The organism is Pilimelia columellifera subsp. columellifera (genome assembly GCF_039532605.1).
In the GTDB taxonomy this organism is placed as follows: Bacteria; Actinomycetota; Actinomycetes; order Mycobacteriales; family Micromonosporaceae; genus Pilimelia; species Pilimelia columellifera.
In genome coordinates this window covers 53,058-67,438 of the sequence record NZ_BAAARY010000008.1, presented here as the reverse complement: position 1 = coordinate 67,438, position 14,381 = coordinate 53,058, and the positions used below count along the sequence as shown (strand labels likewise).

Sequence of the window (14,381 nt, the reverse complement as noted above, 5' to 3'; positions counted from 1 at the left end):
CCGCGTTTCACCCCGACTTCCAGCCCGGAGGTCGGGGCTTTCGCCATGGCCCAGGGCGGTCGTCAAGCCGGGAAGCTACGACCGCCCTGGCGCTCCTGCACAGAGGAGCTTTTCGATGTTAGCTGTCCAGCTCATCCTGACCGCCACAGCCGGAGTACTCACCGGACTCGCCTTGGCCCTCATCCCGATCAACACGCTGCGCCGCCGCCTACGCGAGGTCACCCACCAGGCCCGCCACGACGAGCTGACCGGACTGCCCAACCGCCGCCACCTGATGACCCACCTGCGCCAGGCCGTCAGCGCGGGCGAGCAGGTGGCTGTGGCGGTGCTGGACCTCGATGGGTTCAAGACCATCAACGACCGGTACGGGCACGGCGCCGGCGACGACATCCTCACCGAGACCGCGCGGCGCCTGAACACCACCGCAGGCGTGCGGCTGGCGGCCCGACTGGCCGGGGACGAGTTCGCGCTCGTGATCGACCAGAGCAGCGTCGAGCAGGTCCAGGCCGTGGTCGTGGACGCGGCGAACCGGGTGCTCGCCAAGCCGGTGTTCCTCGGTCCCCGCAATGGCTGGATCTCCGTTCCCGGAATGTCAGCCGGTGTCACCGCCGCCGATCCGGCCGCCACGCATCGGCTGTTGTTGCACCGCGCCGACCTGGCCATGTTCACGGCCAAGACCCAGGGGTGTGGCCTGGCCTGGCACGACGCCGCCGCTGAGACCGGCGCAGGTGCAGTGCCGGAAAGGCCTGACGTGCGGCAACGCGACCGGCGCACCAGCAGCGCTGCCCCACCAGCCCGCTGATGCGTAGATGTGGGGGCCGCTCCGCCAGCGACCCCCACATTGCGGTGGCTACCGGTGAGGCTGGACCGGCACCCCGAAACGGGCCAGGTAGCGGCGGTGAGCCTCAGCATCCGCTGACGTGACCGGAATGTTCGACCGCGGGCGGTGCCGGCCGGTGTAGATCCGGTGGGTGATCGTCAGGTCCGCGACTTTGATCGCCAGCAGTGGCCTGCCGTTGACGGTGCCGCAGTGCGCGGTCTCGGCGGTGACCACGACCCGGTCGCCGGTGCCCAGCCCAGCCGCGGTGTCAGCGAGCGGGCCGGTACAAGTGATCTGCAGGGCCAGCGCCGGGCCGGGACTGCGAAAGTGCAGTGCGCGGAGGGTGACGGTACCGTCGGCGTGGCGGGTCGGTGTGCCGGTGATTGTGGCGTCGATGGTGATGATGAACATGAGCTGCCTCCCGTCGTATGGGGCGACCGGCCCCGGGGCGCCGGATGGGGCTACCGGGGTGTGGGCCGCGGTGACGGTCGACGGCAAGGACTCGCCCTCGGGCGGGTCGGCCAGGGTTCAAGCGGGGGCGAGTTCTGAGAGCCGGGAGCACGCGGGCGTGCCGCCCCTGTTCTGGGGGCGCGGCGCTTGGGGCTGGTTCGTGCGGCCCTTGCCGCCGCGTACGCGGGTGGGTCAACGCTGTGACGTCAACGCTCCACCCCTGGGCCCCAGGCCAGGCAGAGGCGCTGGCCGGGCGGCGAAGCACCGAAGCAGTACGGGCACCCGCCAGCACACCGCGGGTCTTGGCCGCGACGCCGATCCCGCGACCGGATGACGGCGAAGGACGTTCTAGTTGGACCGATCCATGACCGCTGCCGACGCCCACGGCATGCCGGTCCGGGAGGGCTATAGGGAAGCCGACCGGCGGGATGGACGACGAAACATGATCTTGCGCAGCTTCGACAAGTACGCCGACCTCGGCGACTACGACCCAGTGTCCGGCGAACTCCATCCGGCAAGCTGCCACCCGGAGAGCAGGTCACATGGCTGGTACGCCGCACTTGGCGACGAGCGTGCTGTGCTCTACCGGGATGACCGCGGTGTCTACCTGCGGATCGGCGACCGTCTGTGGACGGTGTGGCCGCAGGAGGGCCTCAGCGTGACCTGGCGGCCGGCTCGGGGCTGGACCCCGTACGGCGGCGGTACCGCGACTTGACCGTCACCGCGCCGGGATGTCCGGTGTACAGGGTGCGCTACCACCGTGACGTCCCGATGTTCGAGGGCGACCCGACGCCCTTTGTCGAGCTCGAAGATTTCGAGTTCGGCGTCTTCTTGCGGAACCTGCTCGGCGACCCTGAGCGGATGGAGCGGATCTTCAGGGCCGAGCCGTGATCGTGGCGGTCATGCGTCGTGGCCGAGGAAGGCTGCTGGTACGGCGTCGGTGAGCCAGACTCCGTTGGCGCTGCGGTAGAACGCGTGTCCGGCGGTGGTCATGGCGGCGGCGTCGACGCGTAGGACGACGGGGGTGCCGTGGCGTGCACCGACTCGCAGCGCGGTGTCGATATCGGCGCTGAGGTGGACGTGCTGCCGCCGTCCCCTGATCAGACCATCACGCAGAATCGATCGAAGGTGCCGTATGGCGGTGCCGTGGTAGAGCGTGTCCGGCGGCGGGACGCTCGCCAATCCCAGGTCCACGTCGATCGAGTGGCCCTGGTTGGCGCGGATGCGCTCACCGTCGATGGTGAACCGTTGCTTGTCGTTGTTGGCGACCACGCGGGCGAGCTGATCGCGGCTGACAGTGGTGCCGTGCTCGGCGAACGCGGCGAGGAGTTCGCCGATGGTGGTCCAACCGTCGTCGGTGAGGGTCAGGCCGATGCTGTCGGGGCGGTGCCGAAGCACGTAGGAGAGGCGTTTGCTGATGGTGGTGTCGTTCATGTCCGCTGACGGTAGCGCTCGGCTCCGCTGGGAAGCGTGCGATTTTCTGGCGCCCCGGGCTGCGGCAGAAATGGGGTCAACCGTTCCGACCGGGTCCAGGGATACTGGCGCCTGTGAATGACGACCAGGCTGTCGGCGGCGAGGTATGGGTGTTCCAGGGGTCCGGAGCGCGCTTCCCCGCTGGCGTTTTCACCGACCGCGCCAGCGCGATGGCCTGGGTCGAGCGTCACCGCCTGACGGGTGTGCTGACCCGGTACCCGGTGGGTGACGGCTGCTACGACATCGCCGTCAAGGCCGGGCGTTTCACGCCGTCGAAGACCCACCACGGCTCGGCGGACCACGTCGCCAACTTCTCGCCCGCTGGGCCGCACATTCACGTCCGGGACGGCCGCCGTGACTGACAGTCCAGCCACTCACAGCCCAGCGCCAGAGACCGGTGATCTTCAGGTCAGGCTCCGGGCAGTCGCGGGCAGAATCCGCCAGGCGGCTGCCGACGACGTGGCGTTGAAACGGTTCGGGGCCAGTAGTCATCGGTACCAGTTGGGTGCGCCGCTGAGTGGGGCGGAGGTGGCGCAGTTCGAAGCCGCCCATCGGGTCCGCCTGCCGGAGGCGTACCGGGCTTTCATCACGACCGTCGGTCACGGCGGTCCCGGCCGATACGGCGGCGCTGGCCCCTACTACGGGCTGCTGCCCCTGCAACGTTGGGACGAGGCCCTGTGGCAGCCGAGGGCCGAAGGGGTCCTCGCCGCCCCGTTTCGGGTCGACCCGGGCCGGTCCTACCAGGACTGGTGGCCGGAGGTGGGCCTCGGCGAGGACGACGAACCGTACACCGGCGTCGTCGCCTTGTCCGAGTGCGGCTGCGGGATCATGGTCGTTCTCGTCGTCACCGGTCCCGGCCGGGGCCGGGTCGCCTTCACCGCCGAGTTCGACGAAGCACCTCAGTACAGCCATGACGACTTCCTGACCTGGTACGAACATTGGCTCGACATAGTGAACCCACGTGACCACATCAGCTGAGCGGCCCGGCAGCGCGGTCAGCGTTGACCAGATGCGCGCTGCCGTGACCCGCGTCCTCGATGCCATAGAAGACGACTACGGCGCGGTCATCGACGTCGCCGCACTCGGCGGCGGCCTCTACCGGGATCTACCCCTCGACGCCGCGTACGAGCCCGCACCGCCAACTGGGCGTCAACTGACCTGCGGCGACGTCTTGGACGACGCGGCATCCGTCAGCGACCTCACCGTCACCGGCCGGGAAATCACGCTCTGGCACGACGCTCATCACCTCGCCGGCCTGCTCCGGTTCATCGCCAATCTAGACGTACCGTCAGAGGCCCCGAGCGCCACCAGGCAGGCACCGTGAAGTACCAGTCTCCCGAATCCGACCTACCGCCCGACGATGTCCTCGCGGCGCTCGCGGTAGGTGATCCAAACGCCGGTGTCGCCCTCATCGCACTCGCCCTGACCTACCCCGATCCTGACGCGACGCTCGCCTGCATCGCGGTCGCGCTGTCCTCGCCAGCGCTGCCATTGCGGGCGCAGGGCCTCACTGCGCTGGCCCATACAGTCCGCTTACACCGGCGTGTTGATGCAGAAACTCTGCGGTTGCTGCGGGCCCTACCGCGTGGCAGCAGCGCCGATGATGACCTGTGGACCTTCGTTGCGTGGCGGCGGCTGCCGTGGTGGCTGTGGCGGTACCAGCTGCCGCGGCACCTGTGGTGGAGCATCCGCAATCGGATGCCCTACCGTCGAACAAGCGCCTAGATCAACGGGGCGCCGGCGGGCGTGGCGACCATGACGTACCGGCCGTCGCGGCCCCAATTCTCCGGATCCGCCAGCACGGCTGCGATCTGGCTCGCCGGGACTGTGTCGGCTGCCCATTGCGGCAGGCTCTCCGATACGTGGCGCAGCTCAGCCAAGCCTTCCGAGATGAGGTTAAGCAGCGCCGAGGTGAGGACCGGTAGGGCTGCAGGGGCCGCAACGCCGGTCGAGCACCGCCACGAGTCGACGATCTCCCACAGCCACGCCGCACCGTCCTCGGCGCTCAGTACGGCGTGCTCCACAGGCCCGAGTCCACCGGATGGATCACGCGACGACGGGTCCAGAAAGGCGGTGACCTCAGCCCGCAGCGATGGCAGGAAGGTCTGATCGGTCACCGACTCCGCGACCATCTCGCACTCCTGGCCGCTGTCGCGGACCATCACCTTGACCGCGACGTGCCCGCCACCGAGCATGTCCAGATTCAGCTGGAAGGCTGTGCCGTACTCGCCGACGAGTTCAGCGCGCCCGGTCAGGTCACGCCACATTGACTCCAGCGCTACCGCGAACCGGGAAAGGTCATCCTCCACCACCCACGTCTGGCAGGCTGCGGCGAAATCGCCCTGCCAGACGGCGAAATTGACCTGCCGGTTGTATCCGTCCAGAAGTTGGCCGGCTGTGACCTCCATTCGCAGGTCGACGGTGCGCCAGGTCAGCTGGTAGCCGACAGTCGGGTCAGCGGAACTCATGGACCACCTCGATCTGGCCGACGATGTGCTTGTTGAACTCGGCCAATTCCTCAGCCGGGACCCACAGTTCCAGAATCGTGTCGCCACCGGCCTGCCGAACCGGGTATCGGGAGACGTATTCGGCGTCGATCTCGAAGCGGGTCACGTAGCCGACGCCGGAGGCGGGCACGTTCCAGTCCCTGGCGATCCGGATCGCGTAGTCCTCGTTGAGGACGGGGTAGAAGATCGGCTGATCCGGGAGCCGGGGCGGCCACGCCCGCCAGTCGGCGGCGCGCACCAACTCCAGTTCTTGCGGACCAGTCGGCCGCCACAACGTCCGCGTCACCATCGATCCCTCCCAAGATCAGCCAGAGCCCACCATAGGCAGCGAGCGAACCCGGGGCGACTCAAATCTTGCGCCTATACGCGTCGGCCGGTGCGGGTGGCGGGTGGGCTGGCTGGTCACTGTGGCCGATCCGTCCTGGTCCGGCAAGGGGCCGGGAACAGTCTTGCCTGCGGCAAGATCTTCCCGGCTGGTTCCCTTGCCGGCCGGCGGCCGTGCTCGGCCGTCGTGCCCTTCTCGCCAGCCCACCTCGCGACACCCGGCCACAGCGCCGGTGCCGGTCGCGTAGGTGGGGTCCTGTTTGCATAGAAGGGGTTCCCCTTGATGACTATGACCGTTGAGCAGATCGATCCAAGGCTGCTGGTGCCCAACGAGGGCAACCTGCGCCGCGATGAGGGCGATGTCGAGGACCTGCGCGCCTCGATCCGTGCGGTGGGAATTCTGCAGCCGCTGGTGGTGACTCGCCGAGAGCCGGTAGACGGTGAGGCGCAGACGTACACGGTGGAGATCGGGCACCGGCGCCGTAAGGCCGCCCTCGCTGAGGAGCTGGACACGGTGCCGTGTCTGGTCGCTGAGGACGCTGGGGCGGCGTTGCGGATCATCCGGATGTTGGGTGAAAACGGCGCCCGCGTCGGTCTGACGGAGTCCGAGAACGCCGACGCCTACGCCCAGCTGCTGCTATTGGACTGGACGCCGGAGCAGATCACCGCCGCGACCGGCCGCCCCGTCGAGCAGGTCAAGGCTGCCGTCAGCCTGGCCAAGCTGCCGGCGAAGGCCCGGGCCGCTGCGGACCGGGGTGCGTTGACCCTGGAGGACGCCGCCCAACTTGAGGAGTTCGCCGACGACGAGAAGACCATCGGGCGGCTACTCAAGCGCGGTAGCCACGGCTGGGGTCTCAAACACGTCATCGCCGAAGAGAAGGCCAAGCGGGAGCGCAAGGAGACCGTGGCGCGATTGAAGGCGCAGCTGGTGCTGGACCGGGTGAAGCTGGTCTCGACCCCGCAGGGCTGGGGCTACGGCACTCATACGATGGTCGCCGCCAAAGACCTGGTTGACGCCGACGGGGTGCGGCTGAACCCGGAGCAGGTGAAGACCAAGCCGGGGTTCGCCGCGATCATCCGCGACCCCAGCACCGCACCGAGGGTGGAGATCGTCTGCACCGACCCGGCCGCGTGGGCTTATCGCACGGCCCGCGACGTGGAGGCCGAGCAGGCCGACCCCGGTCGGGCCGAGCGGGAGGCGAAGGCCGCCGCGCTGCGCGAGGCGCTGACGGTCGCTGCGCCGGTGCGGGAGCAGTTCGTCCGCGAATCCTTCGGTTCGGCGCGTGGGGCGAAGAAGGTCCTGGCCGAGGCGGTGCGGCTGGCGGTACTGGCCCCGAGGCTGCTGGACGTCGGCGGCAACGAGAGCGACCTGGTTTGCGCGCTGGCTGGTACGGCGTTGCACCCGGCCGCGCAGACGGCGAGCGCTGACAGGTTGAATCGGATGCTGGTGGCCCGCTGGGTCGGCGCCAATGAGACGAACCTGCGCCGTTACGAGGGCACGTACACGTACGCGGCGAACGAGACACAAGCGTTGTCCTACCTGGATGCGCTGACTGGGGTCGGCTACCAGCTCAGCGACGCCGAAACCGAGCTGTACGCGACCTTGTCCCAGCCGGGAGAGGACGACGAAGAGCAGGACGACGGCGGTGATGTGAACATCAGCTCTGCCGACGAGCTGACCGACGACAGCCACATCGATGCCGACGGCGACGGCGACGGTGAGACCTGTGGCGTAGACGCCGAGATCGATCCCGTCGAGGTGGCGGTTCCCGATGATCTGTCGAGTCTGGACGTTGTCGGCGCCCCTGTCGTCACCGGCGTTTGATCCTGCTCGGCCCGGCCACCCGGCCGGCTTTCGTTTCCGTTTCTTCGTGCCCTGGCATGACGTGTTCCAGCGTCGTGCCAGGGCACGACGCATTTGGTGAGGAGACTTTCGATGGATGAGCATGATGCGGCGGGTGAGGTGCCGCAGGTGTGGGTGGGGTGTCTGGGCTGCTACAACGACGGCGGCCTTGCCGGAGAGTGGTTCCCCGCCTCCGATGCGCCGACCAGCATGGCTGCCTTCAACGAGCGTGTCCGCTGCGTGGGCCGCTACCACTTGGTCGATGGGCATGAGGAGATCTGGTGCCTGGATCACGAGCACTTCGATGGTGTCCTTGATGGCGAGTTCGCGCCGTCCACCGGTGCCCGCGTCGCCGCCCTGATCACCGACTTGACCACCGGGCAGCGGCAGGCGCTGGCGGCGTGGATCGCCCACACTGACACCGCCGCCGCCGCGTTGACCGACGAGCACGTGCAGCGGTGGCGCCAGGAGTACGTGGGCCGGTTCGACAGCGAGCAGACCTTCGCTCAGCACCACGCCGTGGACACGCACGCCGAGGCGATGCAGGCGCCGCCGTGGCCGTTCGGGCACATCGACTGGCCAGCCGCCACCCTGCACCTGTTCTCCACCGACTACTGGTCGCACCCCGCCGGTGGTGGGGCGGTCGACGTGTTCGCCGAAGCATGAACACCGCAAAGGTCTTCGGCCCTGGCTCGTTCGGTCCGGCGCGGCAGCGCCACGCCACCACGGTCGCACTGCCGCCACCGCCATACCCGGCAGCGCAGATTGGGGGAGACAGATGACCAGTCCAAAGGCTGGCGAGGTTCAGCTGCTGTCGGGTTTGCGGTTAAAGGTGATCGCGCATCCGAGTGGCGACGGCGCGGCGCATCGCGGTTACTTCCAGCAGGTACCGCTGGCCGACTGGCTGGCGACGATCGCTGACCCCGACGACGACCTGACCGAGCATGCGCGGGCGTGGACGGTTGAACACGCCCGCCTGGGCGGGCTCGGCTGGGCCGGTGCCGACGAGCTGAACGCGTGGCTGCTCGCCCGGTTCGGCGACGCCGGCGCGTCCGGCGCGTACGGGGAGGGGGAGCCGTGGGCGCTGTCGACGCAGATAGCCGCAAGCCTGCTGGCGGAGGAAGCTGCGGCGTTCGTTTGGGCGCACACCACCGCCGGTGAGCTGGTGATCGTCTACGCAGACCGGTTCGGCCGACTGCACTCGCCCGAGGTGTGGCGGGTGCGTGACCAGGCGCGCGAGTCGGCGGTCAACGATTTCACCCGCGCCACCGGCACATGCCCGTCCGGGCACCTGCTCGGCTACGACGGGGACCGTCACCGCATCACCGCAGGCCGCGACGAAGACCTAGATGTGGGGTTCAACGACCAGTTGCGGGTCGAGGTCGACGAGTTCGGCGACCTCGACCCGGACACCGCCTGGCTGTCCTGCCCTCTTTGCGGGCAGCGAGCCACGTTCACCACCATCACCTGACAGGAGATCGCATGTCCACACCCGAACCGAGCCCGGACGATGAGGGTCCGCGGATCATTCGCATGCTCGATGCCAGCACCGAGCATCTCCCGACCGCGCTGCGGCACCCGACGACCGGGCTGACGGCGGTGACCGGCGTGATCGCCGACGCCCGGGAGCACGGATTCCTGCTGTGGGTCCCGTGCGACCCCGATGCCCACGCCGCGGACTACGGGGATGTTCCACCGGAGTTGCTGGCGTTGCAGCGCTACGCCCGCGCGCTGGGCTGTGACTACGTGCTGCTGGACTCCGACGCCGCCCCAGTGCCCGGGCTGACGGTGTTCGCGGAGCCGCTGACCGAGCCGTAGCCCCCTGTCGCACTATCGCTCGGATTTCTCGTGGGCCGCCCGAGGTGGGCGGCCGTTGTCATGCCCGCGCCCCGCCCCGGGGTTGCGGGCTTTTTCGTTTCCTGAGATCGGAGAACTGATGTCCGCGTTCATGGTTTCGACCTTGCACATCGATCTACTGGTGTCCGCCGCTGTTGGGCACAACAGGACTGAGCAGCTGCGCTGGTTCGCCTCGGCTGCCGACGACAATGCGCGCAGCATGCAGGACATGCGGCGGGCTGGTACGGACAACGCTGACGCGATCGGCGCGATGCTGATCGCGGAGAACGCCGCCAGCCTCAACTACCGCTACCCCGGCGACGCCCCGCACGAGCTGGAGCCGTACCGGTGGAGCCCGGTCACGGATTGGCAGCCGCTGGTGGTGCTCAAAGCCATCGACTGTTTCGCCTACCAGGCGTGTGAGCATCCCGGGTGGGAGGCCAGTGAGGCGTGGCAGTTCTGTAACGCGCTGCGTCGCAGGATGGTCCGCCAGCTGCCCGGCTACGAGGCCGCCGACGGCTGGGAGTACACCGGCACCAGCACGGCGGCGTGGGCATGAACAAGCGCAGGGAGCACTACCGCGCTGATCGAGCGGCCGGGGCGCAGGCGGGGGTCGCGTGGCGGCGGGCCACCCACCGGGCGACTGTGCCCGTGTGGGCCGCCGGTCTGGAATCCGCTGACGGACGGTGGTCCGGGCAGGTCGACGGCTGGCAGGTGACGGTCACCGCCAGCGTTGAGGAGTGCCCGGACGTCTCCTGGCTGGGCGAGTTCACCGACGACCCGCACGGCGCCGTCCCGAATCCCGCCTACCAGTGTGGCCGGTTCCGGTACTTCCGGCCCGAGCGCACGCCGTCGCGTGCCGCGCTGTGGAACGCCGGGGTGCCGCGCCGTGACCTGACACGCGTCTTGCACGAGCAGGCGGCCGATGACGCGCGGTTGGCGTTAGATGACCAGTTCCTGATCCGGGTGCAGGTCTCGCGCGACGGCGGCCCGTCCGGCGACGCTGTTCTCGGCGGTGCGTTTCTGGAGTGGTCCAACGACCCGCTGTGGCTGGTCGACGAGCACAACCTGCTCGCTGAGGCGATGAGGGACGCGCACGGCGCCCAAGCCCGGCTGACCCGCCTGTACGGCTACCCGCCCGCGCGACCGGCGCCGCGTCGGGCAACGAATGATGATGAGGCGCGGCCTTGTCACCGCGACGGCACCCCGGACTCCCGGTACACGGTGACGCCCGAGTGGTGCGGACACCGCGACCGGGTGGACGGGTTGGCGGTAGGTCAGGCATGGGTGGCGCGCTGGTGCGGCACCTGGCTCACCGCCGCCGACACCCCCGCCGCCGGATGGGCGGCGTGCCGGGGACACCAGAACCAGCGGCGTAAGAGCCGCCCGGTCGGGTCGGGCCGGTTCGTTGGCTACTTCGGGTACGCCTACCGAACCGCCGACGGCTGGACTGGCGCCACGCTCGCGAACTGTCCGACGGTCGAGTTCGTCAACGCCTCCAGCCTGACCGCGGCCAGGCAGTTGGCGCGGCGCATGGTCGGCGTGGCCGTCGGCGACGTCATCCACACCGGTAGGCAGGTTCGGACGGTCACCGAGCTGCTGGTGTCGGTGTATGAGGTCCACCCATGAGCCCGACGGACCCGGCCGTGCCGGTGGTGCTGCCGATGCCCGACAGCGCGGTGATGCGGGTGTGGGTAGAGCCGGCCCGCTACGGCTGGACCTGCACCGCCTGCCGCATCGGCACGTTCCCGCAGTGGTCCAGCCATGAGGCGGCGCGGGCGGACGCCGACGCCCACACCTGTACCCCGAAAGTCGTAGCCGAGGAGAAGGGAGCCCTCCGGTGGGCGATTCACTGACGGCGTTGGAACGCGAAGCCGCCACCTACGTGTGGGGCCGCCAGGACGCCGGCGAGGGCGAGCGGGACACGATGCGCACGTTCGCGTTCGCTGAGGCGTACCGCGCCCACGCGCAACGCTTCCAGACCCGCGCGATCTGTGGGCGGTCGCCGTTACAGACCGCATGGGAGCGGTGGGTGTGCCACGGCGACATCGAGACCGTCCACCAGCCCGACTGCGACCACCACGGCAGCCAGGACGACGACGGCGCCGCGGGTGGTCCGGTGGGCGGTAGCCGCAGCAATGCGGCGGGGTTGGGCAGCGGGCCGGGAGCGTAGCGAAACGTCCGGTGACCGTGCGCGTTCGCGCATGGCTCCGCCCGCTGCCGGTTGGCGGTGGGCGGGCTGCGGGGTCTTGCACCGCTGACAGCGGTTCCGAGCCCGGGCGGTGGTTTCGCCAGTTTGCGGCTTGCCGGTGCGGGGGCCGGGGTGTCGTCGCGGTACCGGTGGTGCCGCGCGAGCCGGCTGGACGCTGCTAGGGCCGAGCAGTGCGGCCCGGTGCCGGAACTGGAGGCGCTGCTCCGTAGCGTCGGCCACGCCCTACTGCCAGCCGGACGCCATTGCGGCGCTCGGGTTGGCCGTGTAGCCGGCCCGGCCCTGCTGTCCGAGGACCTCATACGGGCCACGTCCTGCTGGTAGCCGGCGGTTCGGGTTGCCGACTCGCGTCGGCCGACCACGCGGGCGGCGCGGTGGACGGTGTCGGGGCGGCCCGGAGCCCACGGCGCGACGGTCACGATGACGGTCGACCCGTCGGCCGAGGTGGGACAGCGGTTCTTATGGATGCCCCGGTGCCGGACACCGCGCAGGCGATGGCCTGTTGCCAGGGTGACGTCGACGGCCGGGGGCGTTGCGCCTTCGTGACAGCCCCAGCCCCGTCGTCCGAACCGGTGTCCGGCAGCGGGTTGCAGGTGCCAGTGCTGCGAGGTCCAAACCCGGTGCGTGGGCGCGGTGATGCGCGTGCGGCGGCTGCCGCTTCGGGCTCGGCGCCGGCGCGCTGACGGCGGCGGCGTCGACGGCGGTCAGCGCGTCGCTTAGCGACCCGGGCCGTCGTCGCGCAGCCGATCCGAGCCGCGGCCCTCGCGTGTTCTCTTCGCCCGGACGGCGCTGGTCGCCGTGGGGGTTTCCGAGTCTCACCTGTCGCGCATCAAGCCGGCTGCCGGAGTGGCCGTGGCGGGCCTGAGGTGCCGCTCGTTGGCGGTGACTGCTCTGCGGCTCTGCCTGCCGATGCTCTGTGGTGTCCGGGGGTCGGCCGGGTGGGTGTGGTTCCTGCTGGGGTGCGCAGCTCCGCCGCTGACGGACCCGAAGGTCAGCCCACCCCGTTCGGTTTCGGCAAGGGCCGCCAACCATCTTGACGATCGTGCCGCCCTTCGGGCGGCGTCAAGATCGTTGGTTCGGCTGATCCTTGCCGCCCCCGCCCGATGGCGGGCTTGACCGGTCCTATCAGCGCGGCGCTGGCACCGCAGGAACCCAAACTCCTGCCGGCGACCAGCCAACCGCACCACAGGTACCTCTCACGGTAGGAGTCCGGTCATGCAGTTCACGTTCAACTTCGAAGGCAACCTCGGCGCCGACCCCGAGCTGCGCGTCACCCCGTCCGGGGTGATGGTGGCCAAGATGTCGGTTGGCCACTCCACCCGCCGGCGCACCACCGCCGGTGAGTGGGAGAACGGTCCGACGGTGTGGGTCGAGGTCACTTGCTGGCGGGAGCTGGCCGAGCGGGTCTCCCAGCTCAAGCGCGGCGACACGGTGATCGTCGACGCCCGTGACGACCTCGCAGCCTGGGCGTACACGAACCAGGGCAGCGGCAAGGCCGCCGCCAAGCTCCAGGTAACCGCCAACAACGTCGCGGTCAGTATGCGGTTCGCCGAGGCGCAGGCCCTGCGCAAGCAGCGCAACGTGGTCGCCGACAACGATGACCCGTGGGCCGGCGCCGACGCTCAGGTCCCGGACAGCCCGGCCGAGATCAGCGAACTCGCCAACGCCTGACCGCCCCCGCTGGTGGGGCCGACCGAGGTCGGCCCCACCAGGCACCACCTCCGCAAGCTTTCTCACCCTGATCTTGGAGTTGATGATCGTGTCGTTGTTCACCTGCGTTATCGAAGGCAAGCTCACCGCATCCCCGACCCGCGGCCACACCCGATCCGGCGCGGTGTGGGTGCAGTTCCCGATCGTCCACCGCGAGCGCTACCGCGACGCCACCGGACGGTGGGTCGACGGCAAGGCGATGTTCCTGGACGTCGTCTGCTGGGGCGCCCTCACCGACCGTGTGAACGATCTGGTGCGCGGTGACCAGGTGGTCGTGGAGGTCGGGCACTTGATGGCCTACGAGAACGACTGCGACCAGGCCGCGATGAAAGCGGCGGCGCGCAATGTGTCGATGTCGATGCGCTTCCAGCCCGCGCACTCCGGTCCGAAGGTGGCACAGCGCCGCGGGGACGTGGTCGTCACCGCGGACGGGGAGCGGATCGCGTCGGCGGCGTACCCGGAGCGGGTCGCCGATCTCGAACTCGCCCACTGATCCCAACCGCTTCCGCTGGCTCCACCCGTCGGGTGGGGTCAGCGCCGTTTCCAGCCCAAGGAGAGCCGCCATGTTTTCCAGCCCGACCATCGATCCCGATCTGCTGGACTGCGACGACTGCCACGCGCCGGCCGGTGAACCGCACCACTTCGCCTGCGTCTACCTACTCGACATCGACCCCGACCACCCCGACGAGTTGTGCCCGCCGGAGGTCCACTGCCTCATCGCCGCCCCGGCGAACCGGTTCGGTGAGCCCGACAGTCGGGCGGTGGCCAATCTGTTGGCGCCGCTGTTCGACTCCGGCGCGATCACCTGCTGGCGGCTGGCGTTCCCGCCCGAGGACAGTCGCCACGGCCCGGGCCCGACCGTCCCGGACGAACGGCCGGCGCTGCCGGAGGGGATGCGGTGGTTCACCGTCGCCCTGACCTTGGCTGTGGTCGCGCCGGGGGCGCGGGCCGACGACGAGGCCGTGTGGGCGCCGGTAGCGGCGGTGGTCATGGCCGGAGAGCCGGTCGTCGTGCATGGCCGGCAGCAGGCGGCGCCCGGCCGGTACGCCGTCGCTGGTGACTTCCGGTACCGGCCGGCGTCGTGCCGGGACGACTCCGGTCGTGGCCGGTGGCTGGCCGGGGGCCGGCTGCTGATCTGCGCCGGTTGCGGCGCCGACTGCACCTGAACCTGCCAGCTCGCGCTGGTGTTCGCGGGCGTCACCCCGACTC

Annotated in this window: 22 protein-coding genes; 18 read left to right on the top strand and 4 right to left on the bottom strand. The window is 69.7% G+C overall.

The genetic code is table 11. The features are described from left to right. The first annotated feature begins 115 nt into the window (after window positions 1-115). The gene (locus ABD287_RS10650) at window positions 116-802 is read left to right on the top strand and encodes a GGDEF domain-containing protein (protein ID WP_344171783.1); all 687 of its coding nucleotides are present in this window, start codon (window positions 116-118) and stop codon (window positions 800-802) included. A gap of 48 nt (window positions 803-850) precedes the next feature. On the opposite strand, the gene ABD287_RS10645 is transcribed toward ABD287_RS10650, so the two are convergent. Then, window positions 851-1,231: a hypothetical protein gene (locus tag ABD287_RS10645; RefSeq protein WP_344171781.1), complete on the bottom strand. Its 381-nt coding sequence runs from the start codon at window positions 1,229-1,231 to the stop codon at window positions 851-853. Window positions 1,232-1,634: 403 nt separating this feature from the next. Between ABD287_RS10645 and ABD287_RS10640 the strand changes: the two genes are divergently transcribed. Together ABD287_RS10640 and ABD287_RS10635 are read left to right on the top strand one after the other, a co-directional pair. Next, window positions 1,635-1,985 (top strand): hypothetical protein, encoded by a 351-nt coding sequence (locus tag ABD287_RS10640; RefSeq protein ID WP_344171779.1) that lies wholly within the window; start codon window positions 1,635-1,637, stop codon window positions 1,983-1,985. Window positions 1,986-2,017: 32 nt separating this feature from the next. Then, a complete protein-coding gene (locus ABD287_RS10635; RefSeq protein WP_344171777.1) occupies window positions 2,018-2,161 on the top strand; it encodes a hypothetical protein in 144 nt (47 codons plus the stop codon). A gap of 9 nt (window positions 2,162-2,170) precedes the next feature. On the opposite strand, the gene ABD287_RS10630 is transcribed toward ABD287_RS10635, so the two are convergent. Further along, window positions 2,171-2,704: an RNA 2'-phosphotransferase gene (locus ABD287_RS10630; protein ID WP_344171775.1), complete on the bottom strand. Its 534-nt coding sequence runs from the start codon at window positions 2,702-2,704 to the stop codon at window positions 2,171-2,173. Window positions 2,705-2,817: 113 nt separating this feature from the next. Here ABD287_RS10630 and ABD287_RS10625 point away from each other — a divergent pair, with 113 nt between their 5' ends. Genes ABD287_RS10625 through ABD287_RS10610 form a run of 4 tightly spaced genes read left to right on the top strand, consistent with a single transcriptional unit; the run spans window position 2,818 to window position 4,468 of the window. Next, window positions 2,818-3,105 (top strand): DUF7710 domain-containing protein, encoded by a 288-nt coding sequence (locus ABD287_RS10625; protein ID WP_344171773.1) that lies wholly within the window; start codon window positions 2,818-2,820, stop codon window positions 3,103-3,105. After that, entirely contained in the window at window positions 3,098-3,721 is a 624-nt protein-coding gene (locus tag ABD287_RS10620) for an SMI1/KNR4 family protein (RefSeq protein WP_344171771.1), read from the top strand. Before ABD287_RS10625 ends, ABD287_RS10620 begins: the two co-directional genes overlap by 8 nt. Before the next feature lie 31 nt (window positions 3,722-3,752). After that, window positions 3,753-4,067, top strand: a complete 315-nt coding sequence (locus ABD287_RS10615) for a hypothetical protein (protein WP_344171769.1) — start codon at window positions 3,753-3,755, stop codon at window positions 4,065-4,067. Continuing rightward, complete coding sequence (locus tag ABD287_RS10610; RefSeq protein WP_344171767.1) at window positions 4,064-4,468, top strand: hypothetical protein; 405 nt, start codon at window positions 4,064-4,066, stop codon at window positions 4,466-4,468. Before ABD287_RS10615 ends, ABD287_RS10610 begins: the two co-directional genes overlap by 4 nt. On the opposite strand, the gene ABD287_RS10605 is transcribed toward ABD287_RS10610, so the two are convergent. Both ABD287_RS10605 and ABD287_RS10600 read right to left on the bottom strand, forming a co-directional pair. After that, window positions 4,465-5,211, bottom strand: coding sequence for a hypothetical protein (locus tag ABD287_RS10605; protein WP_344171765.1), 747 nt, complete (start codon window positions 5,209-5,211; stop codon window positions 4,465-4,467). The genes ABD287_RS10610 and ABD287_RS10605 overlap by 4 nt on opposite strands. Next, a complete protein-coding gene (locus ABD287_RS10600) occupies window positions 5,198-5,539 on the bottom strand; it encodes a hypothetical protein (protein ID WP_344171763.1) in 342 nt (113 codons plus the stop codon). The genes ABD287_RS10605 and ABD287_RS10600 overlap by 14 nt, the downstream gene beginning before the upstream one ends. Before the next feature lie 318 nt (window positions 5,540-5,857). Here ABD287_RS10600 and ABD287_RS10595 point away from each other — a divergent pair, with 318 nt between their 5' ends. From ABD287_RS10595 to ABD287_RS10545, 11 genes are all read left to right on the top strand, one after another. Beyond that, window positions 5,858-7,399 carry a ParB/RepB/Spo0J family partition protein gene (locus ABD287_RS10595; protein ID WP_344171761.1) on the top strand — a complete coding sequence of 514 codons (1,542 nt, stop codon included), beginning with the start codon at window positions 5,858-5,860 and terminating at the stop codon, window positions 7,397-7,399. 111 nt (window positions 7,400-7,510) lie between these two features. Next, complete coding sequence (locus ABD287_RS10590) at window positions 7,511-8,083, top strand: antirestriction protein ArdA (protein ID WP_344171759.1); 573 nt, start codon at window positions 7,511-7,513, stop codon at window positions 8,081-8,083. A gap of 112 nt (window positions 8,084-8,195) precedes the next feature. After that, window positions 8,196-8,888, top strand: coding sequence for a hypothetical protein (locus tag ABD287_RS10585; RefSeq protein WP_344171757.1), 693 nt, complete (start codon window positions 8,196-8,198; stop codon window positions 8,886-8,888). 11 nt (window positions 8,889-8,899) lie between these two features. Then, entirely contained in the window at window positions 8,900-9,235 is a 336-nt protein-coding gene (locus ABD287_RS10580) for a DUF5983 family protein (protein ID WP_344171755.1), read from the top strand. A gap of 118 nt (window positions 9,236-9,353) precedes the next feature. Continuing rightward, a complete protein-coding gene (locus ABD287_RS10575; protein WP_344171753.1) occupies window positions 9,354-9,812 on the top strand; it encodes a hypothetical protein in 459 nt (152 codons plus the stop codon). Further along, entirely contained in the window at window positions 9,809-10,882 is a 1,074-nt protein-coding gene (locus ABD287_RS10570; protein WP_344171751.1) for a hypothetical protein, read from the top strand. Before ABD287_RS10575 ends, ABD287_RS10570 begins: the two co-directional genes overlap by 4 nt. Further along, window positions 10,879-11,109 (top strand): hypothetical protein, encoded by a 231-nt coding sequence (locus ABD287_RS10565; RefSeq protein ID WP_344171749.1) that lies wholly within the window; start codon window positions 10,879-10,881, stop codon window positions 11,107-11,109. Before ABD287_RS10570 ends, ABD287_RS10565 begins: the two co-directional genes overlap by 4 nt. Beyond that, on the top strand, window positions 11,094-11,426 hold the full coding sequence (locus ABD287_RS10560; protein WP_344171747.1) for a hypothetical protein: 333 nt from the start codon (window positions 11,094-11,096) through the stop codon (window positions 11,424-11,426). Before ABD287_RS10565 ends, ABD287_RS10560 begins: the two co-directional genes overlap by 16 nt. Before the next feature lie 1,251 nt (window positions 11,427-12,677). Next, window positions 12,678-13,133, top strand: a complete 456-nt coding sequence (locus ABD287_RS10555; protein WP_344171745.1) for a single-stranded DNA-binding protein — start codon at window positions 12,678-12,680, stop codon at window positions 13,131-13,133. An 82-nt stretch (window positions 13,134-13,215) separates the two neighbouring features. Then, window positions 13,216-13,665, top strand: coding sequence for a single-stranded DNA-binding protein (locus ABD287_RS10550; RefSeq protein ID WP_344171743.1), 450 nt, complete (start codon window positions 13,216-13,218; stop codon window positions 13,663-13,665). Between the two features lie 70 nt (window positions 13,666-13,735). Beyond that, on the top strand, window positions 13,736-14,338 hold the full coding sequence (locus ABD287_RS10545; protein WP_344171741.1) for a hypothetical protein: 603 nt from the start codon (window positions 13,736-13,738) through the stop codon (window positions 14,336-14,338). Window positions 14,339-14,381: the final 43 nt, after the last annotated feature.

Coding starts and splice junctions, on each gene's coding strand:
- ABD287_RS10650 (WP_344171783.1), top strand. CDS start 116: ATGTTAGCTGTCCAGCTCATCCTGACCGCCACAGCCGGAGTACTCACC.
- ABD287_RS10645 (WP_344171781.1), bottom strand. CDS start 1,231: ATGTTCATCATCACCATCGACGCCACAATCACCGGCACACCGACCCGC.
- ABD287_RS10640 (WP_344171779.1), top strand. CDS start 1,635: ATGACCGCTGCCGACGCCCACGGCATGCCGGTCCGGGAGGGCTATAGG.
- ABD287_RS10630 (WP_344171775.1), bottom strand. CDS start 2,704: ATGAACGACACCACCATCAGCAAACGCCTCTCCTACGTGCTTCGGCAC.
- ABD287_RS10615 (WP_344171769.1), top strand. CDS start 3,753: ATGCGCGCTGCCGTGACCCGCGTCCTCGATGCCATAGAAGACGACTAC.
- ABD287_RS10605 (WP_344171765.1), bottom strand. CDS start 5,211: ATGAGTTCCGCTGACCCGACTGTCGGCTACCAGCTGACCTGGCGCACC.
- ABD287_RS10600 (WP_344171763.1), bottom strand. CDS start 5,539: ATGGTGACGCGGACGTTGTGGCGGCCGACTGGTCCGCAAGAACTGGAG.
- ABD287_RS10595 (WP_344171761.1), top strand. CDS start 5,858: ATGACTATGACCGTTGAGCAGATCGATCCAAGGCTGCTGGTGCCCAAC.
- ABD287_RS10590 (WP_344171759.1), top strand. CDS start 7,511: ATGGATGAGCATGATGCGGCGGGTGAGGTGCCGCAGGTGTGGGTGGGG.
- ABD287_RS10585 (WP_344171757.1), top strand. CDS start 8,196: ATGACCAGTCCAAAGGCTGGCGAGGTTCAGCTGCTGTCGGGTTTGCGG.
- ABD287_RS10580 (WP_344171755.1), top strand. CDS start 8,900: ATGTCCACACCCGAACCGAGCCCGGACGATGAGGGTCCGCGGATCATT.
- ABD287_RS10575 (WP_344171753.1), top strand. CDS start 9,354: ATGTCCGCGTTCATGGTTTCGACCTTGCACATCGATCTACTGGTGTCC.
- ABD287_RS10570 (WP_344171751.1), top strand. CDS start 9,809: ATGAACAAGCGCAGGGAGCACTACCGCGCTGATCGAGCGGCCGGGGCG.
- ABD287_RS10565 (WP_344171749.1), top strand. CDS start 10,879: ATGAGCCCGACGGACCCGGCCGTGCCGGTGGTGCTGCCGATGCCCGAC.
- ABD287_RS10555 (WP_344171745.1), top strand. CDS start 12,678: ATGCAGTTCACGTTCAACTTCGAAGGCAACCTCGGCGCCGACCCCGAG.
- ABD287_RS10550 (WP_344171743.1), top strand. CDS start 13,216: ATGATCGTGTCGTTGTTCACCTGCGTTATCGAAGGCAAGCTCACCGCA.
- ABD287_RS10545 (WP_344171741.1), top strand. CDS start 13,736: ATGTTTTCCAGCCCGACCATCGATCCCGATCTGCTGGACTGCGACGAC.